The 6330-nt window shown below is 74.0% G+C and carries 4 protein-coding genes, 2 rRNA genes and 1 pseudogene; 5 read left to right on the forward strand and 2 right to left on the reverse strand.

Annotated elements, in window-relative coordinates:
* Positions 1 to 133: 133 nt before the first annotated feature.
* From AB852_RS33860 to AB852_RS33880, 5 genes and pseudogenes are all read left to right on the forward strand, one after another.
* Positions 134 to 1435, forward strand: a complete 1302-nt coding sequence (locus tag AB852_RS33860) for a DUF7847 domain-containing protein (protein ID WP_073794117.1) — start codon at positions 134 to 136, stop codon at positions 1433 to 1435.
* A 46-nt stretch (positions 1436 to 1481) separates the two neighbouring features.
* A pseudogene (locus tag AB852_RS41170) lies at positions 1482 to 2150 on the forward strand (DUF4129 domain-containing protein); the annotation flags it as partial.
* A 170-nt stretch (positions 2151 to 2320) separates the two neighbouring features.
* Positions 2321 to 3532: a DUF4350 domain-containing protein gene (locus tag AB852_RS33870; RefSeq protein WP_073794120.1), complete on the forward strand. Its 1212-nt coding sequence runs from the start codon at positions 2321 to 2323 to the stop codon at positions 3530 to 3532.
* Complete coding sequence (locus AB852_RS33875) at positions 3529 to 4521, forward strand: AAA family ATPase (protein WP_073794123.1); 993 nt, start codon at positions 3529 to 3531, stop codon at positions 4519 to 4521. Before AB852_RS33870 ends, AB852_RS33875 begins: the two co-directional genes overlap by 4 nt.
* 11 nt (positions 4522 to 4532) lie before the next feature.
* Complete coding sequence (locus tag AB852_RS33880; protein ID WP_073794125.1) at positions 4533 to 5843, forward strand: DUF58 domain-containing protein; 1311 nt, start codon at positions 4533 to 4535, stop codon at positions 5841 to 5843.
* A 166-nt stretch (positions 5844 to 6009) separates the two neighbouring features.
* Here AB852_RS33880 and rrf read toward each other — a convergent pair.
* Both rrf and AB852_RS33890 read right to left on the reverse strand, forming a co-directional pair.
* Positions 6010 to 6126 (reverse strand): 5S ribosomal RNA (gene rrf / locus AB852_RS33885).
* A gap of 118 nt (positions 6127 to 6244) precedes the next feature.
* Positions 6245 to 6330, reverse strand: a 23S ribosomal RNA gene (locus AB852_RS33890); the annotation flags it as partial.

The following is a 6330-nucleotide window of genomic DNA, read 5'->3' on the forward strand; positions in this document are numbered from 1 at the left end:
GGACCGGTGCGACAAATGAAGGCCCGCCGGTGACGGAGCGTCCGGTCCACCCGGTCCGTCCGGCGACCCGTCGTGGCACGATGGCTGCCGTAGCGCCGCCGCGACCGCGGACCGGCACCGAGAAGGAGCCACGATGAACGACACTCCGGGCTGGGCCTCGCCCGGACGGTCCGCCCCCTCCGACGGCGACGGTCAGGGCGTACCCCGCCCCGCCGAGCCCGCGGACGGCCCGACGGACGCCCCCGGCCCCACCTCGAAGTGGTCGAAGGAGCAGCCCCCCGCCGACGACTGGTCCGCCCCCGCGGGCCCGCCACCGGCCCGTACCCCGCAGACCCCGCCCCCCGGCTGGGGCGGTCAGGCCCCGGGCCCCGGCTGGGGTCAGGCGCCGGGCGGTCCGGGCTGGGGTCCCCAGGGGCCCGGCGGACCGGGCTGGGGTGCCTGGCAGGGCAGGCCGCAGGCCGCCAAGCCCGGGGTGATCCCGCTGCGCCCGCTCGGCGTCGGCGAGATCCTCGACGGCGCGGTGTCCACGATGCGCGCCCACTGGCGCACGGTCCTCGGGATCTCCCTGGCCGTCGCCGTCGTCACCCAGATCATGACCGTGCTGCTCCAGGGCCTCGTCCTCACCGACATCGACACCACCGCCCTGAACGACCCGGGCGCCTCGCTCGACGAACTCGGTGACGCCCTCGGCAACTCCCTGCTCGTCACGGGCGTGATCCTCGCGATCACCCTGCTCGGCACGATCGTCGCGACAGCCCTGCTGACGACGGTCACCAGCCGCGCGGTCCTCGGCAAGCCCGTGTCGACCGCCCAGGCATGGGCCGACGCCCGCGCCCAGCTCCCGAAGCTGTTCGGTCTGACGGCGCTGATCGCGCTGATCTCCGGCGGGATCGTCGGCATCGGCCTCGTCCCCGGCCTGCTGGCCGGGGACAGCGACGGCGCCCCCGGACTGCTCGCGCTCGGCGCGATCGCGGGACTCTGCGTCGCGGTGTGGCTCGTCGTCCGGCTGTCGCTGGCCTCGCCCGCGCTGATGCTGGAGAAGCAGGGCATAGGCAAGGCCATGAGCCGGTCCCTGAAGCTGGTCCGGGGCGCCTGGTGGCGGATCTTCGGCATCGGCCTGCTCGCCGCGGTGATCGCCAACATCCTCGCGTCGATCATCGTGATCCCCTTCAGCATGATCGCGAGCGTCGCCGCCGGGGACGGCCCGTCCGGCTTCCTCACCGGCACGAGCGGCGTCGGCTGGACGTTCCTCGTCATCAGCGGTGTCGGCTCGGTCATCGCGTCGATGCTGACGCTCCCGGTCACCGCGGGCGTCACCGTGCTCCTGTACATCGACCAGCGCATCCGCCGCGAGGCCCTCGACCTCGACCTGGCACGCGCCGCCGGGGTCCCCGGCCAGGGCACCGGCACCCCCGGTCCCGTACCGGGGAGCTGACCGGGTGGGTGCCGCGGGGGGCGCGCCCGCCACGGCGGCGGGCGCGATCGCGGGTGCGCCGGCCGGCGTACCCGCCGGTGACGACGCGCCACCGCTCACGATCCCCCGTGACCCCGCGCGGGAGGCCGCCGAACGCGAGCTGTCCCGGCCGATGTACCACGAGAACGACCCGGGCCTGTTCCAGCGCGCGCTGGACGCGTTCCTGGGATGGGTGGACGACGTCTTCTCCGCCGCCTCCGGCGCGTCACCCGGCGGCGTCGTCGGACTGACGGTGATCGTCCTCGCGGCGGCCGCCCTGATCGGCGCGCTGTGGTGGCGCCTGGGCAGCCCGACCCGTACACCGCGCGGCTCCGCGCCCCTCTTCGGCGACCTGCCGCGCAGCGCCGCCGAACACCGGGCCACCGCCGACACCCACGCCGCCCAGGGCCACTGGACCCCGGCCCTCCAGGAACGCGTACGGGCCCTCGTCCGCGCCCTGGAGGAACGCGCCCTGCTCGACGCCCGCCCCGGCCGCACCGCCGACGAGGCCGCCGCCGAGGCGGGCCGCCCCCTGCCCGGCCACGCCGACCGGCTGCGGGCCGCCGCGCACGCCTTCGACGACGTCACATACGGCGGACGCACCGCCGACCGCGACACATACCAGCGGGTCACCGCCCTCGACCACGACCTCCAGCGCGCCAAACCGGTCCTCACCCCACCCGCCCCCCACAGCGACCCCCACCCGACCGGCCACGCGACCACCCGCGCCACGACCGCGACGAGCACCAGCACCAGCACCAGCACAGGCACAGGCACAGGCACCAGCCAGCGCACCGGCACCGGCACGGGCACCGCCGACACCCCCGGTCCCCCACAGGCACCCGACCGCACCCGAGGGGACGCCGAATGACCCACGCGCCCCTCCTCCCGTCCACCTCGGCCTCGCCGACCGCCCGCCAGGTGTGGACCCGCGCGCGCGGACCGCTGATCGCCCTGGTGATCGTCCTCGTCGGCGCCGTCGCCATCGCCGCCGTACGCTCCGGCGCCGAGCGCGGCCGTCTCGACCCGCGCTCCGCCGAACCCCTCGGCAGCCGCGCCGTCAGCGAACTCCTCGCCGACCGCGGCGTCGACACCCGCGTCGTCACCACCACCGAGGAGGCGGCGGCCGCGGCCGGCCCCGGCACCACCCTCCTCGTCGCCGCCCCCGACCTGCTCACCGACGGCCAGTGGACACGGCTGCGCACGGCCACCGCCGAGTCCGGCGGCCGGACCGTCCTCGTCGCCCCCGGGCCCGCGTCCGACCGGCTCGTCCCCGGAGTCACCGCCGACCAGGCACCCAGCGCGGAACGCACCCTCGGCCCCGACTGCGCCCTGCCCGCCGCGAACCGCGCGGGCGACGCCGACACCGGCGGCTACCGCTACCACGTGAACGAGCCGCGCGCGGAGAGCTGCTACCCGAGCGGCGGACTGCCCACCCTCGTCCGCGTCCCGGCCGGCCCCGACGCGACAGCGACCGCCGCGAACGGCGACACCGTCGTGATCGGCTCCCCCGGCCCCCTGTACAACGACCGCCTCGACGAGCACGGCAACGCCTCCCTCGCCCTGCAACTCCTCGGCTCCCGGCCGCAGCTGGTCTGGTACCTCCCCTCGCTGTCCGACGACGCCCTCGACGGCGCCGACCGCGAGTTCACCGACCTGATCCCCTCCGGCTGGCTCTGGGCCACCCTGCAACTCGGCATCGCCTTCGTCCTCGCCGCCCTGTGGCGGGCACGCCGACTGGGCCCCCTGGTCCCCGAACGTCTCCCCGTCGCCATCCGCGCCTCCGAGACCGCCGAAGGCCGCGCCCGCCTCTACCGCAAGGCGAACGCGCGCGACCGCGCCGCCGACGCTCTCCGCACCGCCACCCGCACCCGGCTCGCCCCCCTCGTCGGTGTCTCCCCCACGCAAGCGCACGCACCCGAGGCGCTGCTGCCCGCGCTCGCCGCCCGGCTCCGTACCCCGGAGCACGGCGGCGATCTGCCGACCCTCCTCTTCGGACCGCCACCGGGCGACGACGCGGCCCTGACCGCCCTCGCCGACCAACTCGACACCCTCGAAAGAGAGGTACGCACTTCATGACGGACCCGACCACTGACACTGCCGGTGCCCCCGGGGACGCGCACGGCTCACGCGCCTCCCTGGAGGCCCTGCGCGCCGAGATCGCGAAGGCCGTGGTCGGTCAGGACCCCGCCGTCACCGGCCTCGTGGTGGCCCTGCTCTGCCGCGGTCACGTCCTGCTCGAAGGCGTCCCCGGTGTCGCCAAGACCCTGCTGGTGCGCGCCCTCGCCGCCTCCCTCGAACTCGACACCAAACGCGTCCAGTTCACCCCCGACCTGATGCCCGGCGACATCACCGGCTCCCTCGTGTACGACGCCCGCACCGCCGAGTTCTCCTTCCAGCCGGGCCCCGTCTTCACCAATCTCCTCCTCGCCGACGAGATCAACCGCACCCCGCCCAAGACCCAGTCGTCCCTCCTCGAAGCGATGGAGGAACGCCAGGTCACCGTCGACGGCACCCCCCGCAAGCTCCCGGAACCGTTCCTCGTCGCCGCCACCCAGAACCCCGTCGAGTACGAAGGCACCTACCCGCTGCCCGAGGCCCAACTGGACCGGTTCCTGCTGAAGCTGACGGTCCCTCTGCCGGACCGCGAGGACGAGATCGACGTCCTGCGCCGCCACGCCGACGGCTTCGACCCCCGCGATCTGCGCGCCGCCGGAGTACGCCCCGTCGCCGGACCCGCCGACCTGGAGGCCGCGCGCGCCGCCGTCGCCAAGACCTCCGTCTCCCCGGAGATCACCGGCTACGTCGTCGACATCTGCCGCGCCACCCGCGACTCGCCGTCCTTCTCCCTCGGGGTCTCCCCGCGCGGCGCCACCGCACTGCTGTCGACCGCCCGCGCGTGGGCCTGGCTCACCGGCCGCGACTACGTCACCCCGGACGATGTGAAGGCCCTGGCCCTGCCCACCCTGCGGCACCGCGTCCAGCTCCGCCCCGAGGCCGAGATGGAAGGCGTCACCGCCGACTCCGTCATCACCGCGATCCTCGCCCACGTCCCCGTACCCCGCTGAGCCGAGGACCCATGGCACTCACCGGACGCGCCGCGCTCCTCGCGGCCCTCGGCACCCTGCCCGTCGGCCTGTGGGAACCCGGGCTGACGGGCATCCTCGCCGTCAACGCCCCGCTGGCCCTGGCCTGCGCCTGCGACTTCGCCCTCGCCGCCCCCGTACGCCGACTGCGTCTGACGCGCTCCGGAGACACCTCGGTCCGCCTCGGCGACCCCGCGGACGTCACCCTCACCGTCACCAACCCCACGGGCCGCCCGCTGCGCGCCCGGCTGCGCGACGCCTGGCCGCCCAGCGCGTGGACACCCGGCACCGAGATCGAGGCGTCCCGCCACCGGCTCACGATCCCGCCCGGCGAACGCCGCCGCGTCACCACCCGGCTGCGCCCCACCCGCCGCGGCGACCGGCAGGCCGACCGCGTCACCATCCGCTCCTACGGCCCCCTCGGTCTGTTCGCCCGCCAGGGCACCCACCAGGTGCCGTGGACGGTACGCGTCCTGCCCCCGTTCCACAGCCGCAAGCACCTGCCGTCGAAACTGGCCCGGCTGCGTGAACTCGACGGCCGCACCAGTGTCCTGACCCGCGGTGAGGGCACCGAGTTCGACAGCCTCCGCGAGTACGTCCCCGGCGACGACACCCGTTCCATCGACTGGCGCGCCACCGCCCGCCGGTCCGCCGTCGCCGTCCGCACCTGGCGCCCGGAACGCGACCGCCACATCCTGCTCGTCCTCGACACCGGACGGACCTCCGCCGGCCGGGTCGGTGACGCCCCCCGGCTGGACGCCGCGATGGACGCGGCCCTGCTCCTGGCCGCCCTCGCGTCCCGCGCCGGGGACCGCGTCGACCTGCTCGCCTACGACCGCCGGGTACGCGCCCTGGTCCAGGGCCGCACCGCCGGCCAGCTGCTGCCCGCCTTCGTCAACGCGATGGCCCCCCTGGAACCGGAACTCCTCGAAACGGACGCCCGGGGACTGACGGCGACAGCGCTCCGGTCAGCGCCCCGCCGTTCCCTGATCGTGCTGCTGACCGGCCTGGACGCGGCCCCCGTCGAAGAAGGCCTGCTCCCGCTCCTCCCCCAGCTCACCCGGCGCCACACGGTCCTCGTCGCCGCGGTGGCGGACCCTCATATCGAGACCATGTCGAAGTCCCGTGGCACCCCGGACGCGGTCTACGAAGCCGCCGCGGCGGCCCGGGCCCAGGCCGAACGCCACCGCACGGCGGAACAACTCCGCCGCCACGGAGTCACCGTCGTGGACGCGACCCCGGCAGCCCTTCCCCCGGCCCTGGCGGACGCCTACCTCGCCCTCAAAGCAGCAGGACGCCTCTGACACGTCTTGTCGGCCCGGTAGCACCGGGCCGACAAGAGAAGACCAGAACATCGGAAAGCAGAACGCAACGGGTCCGAAAGCGAAGAATTACCCGGGAACGCAAAGAAGGCCGTGGTCTTCAAGAGAAACAAGTTCTCTTGAAGACCACGGCCTTCATATAAAGTTAGTTCGGCGGTGTCCTACTCTCCCACAGGGTCCCCCCTGCAGTACCATCGGCGCTGTAAGGCTTAGCTTCCGGGTTCGGAATGTAACCGGGCGTTTCCCTCACGCTATGACCACCGAAACACTACGAAACACACCCCGCACACCCCCACCGGCCCACACAACCCAAGAATTGGGTCGGGGCAGGGGGGTGTTGGTTGTTCGTGGTTTCAGAACCAACACAGTGGACGCGAGCAACTGAGGACAAGCCCTCGGCCTATTAGTACCAGTCAACTCCACCGGTCACCCGGCTTCCATATCTGGCCTATCAACCCAGTCGTCTACT

The sequence above is a fragment of the Streptomyces uncialis genome (genome assembly GCF_001905345.1).
GTDB classification, from domain to species: Bacteria; Actinomycetota; Actinomycetes; order Streptomycetales; family Streptomycetaceae; genus Streptomyces; species Streptomyces uncialis.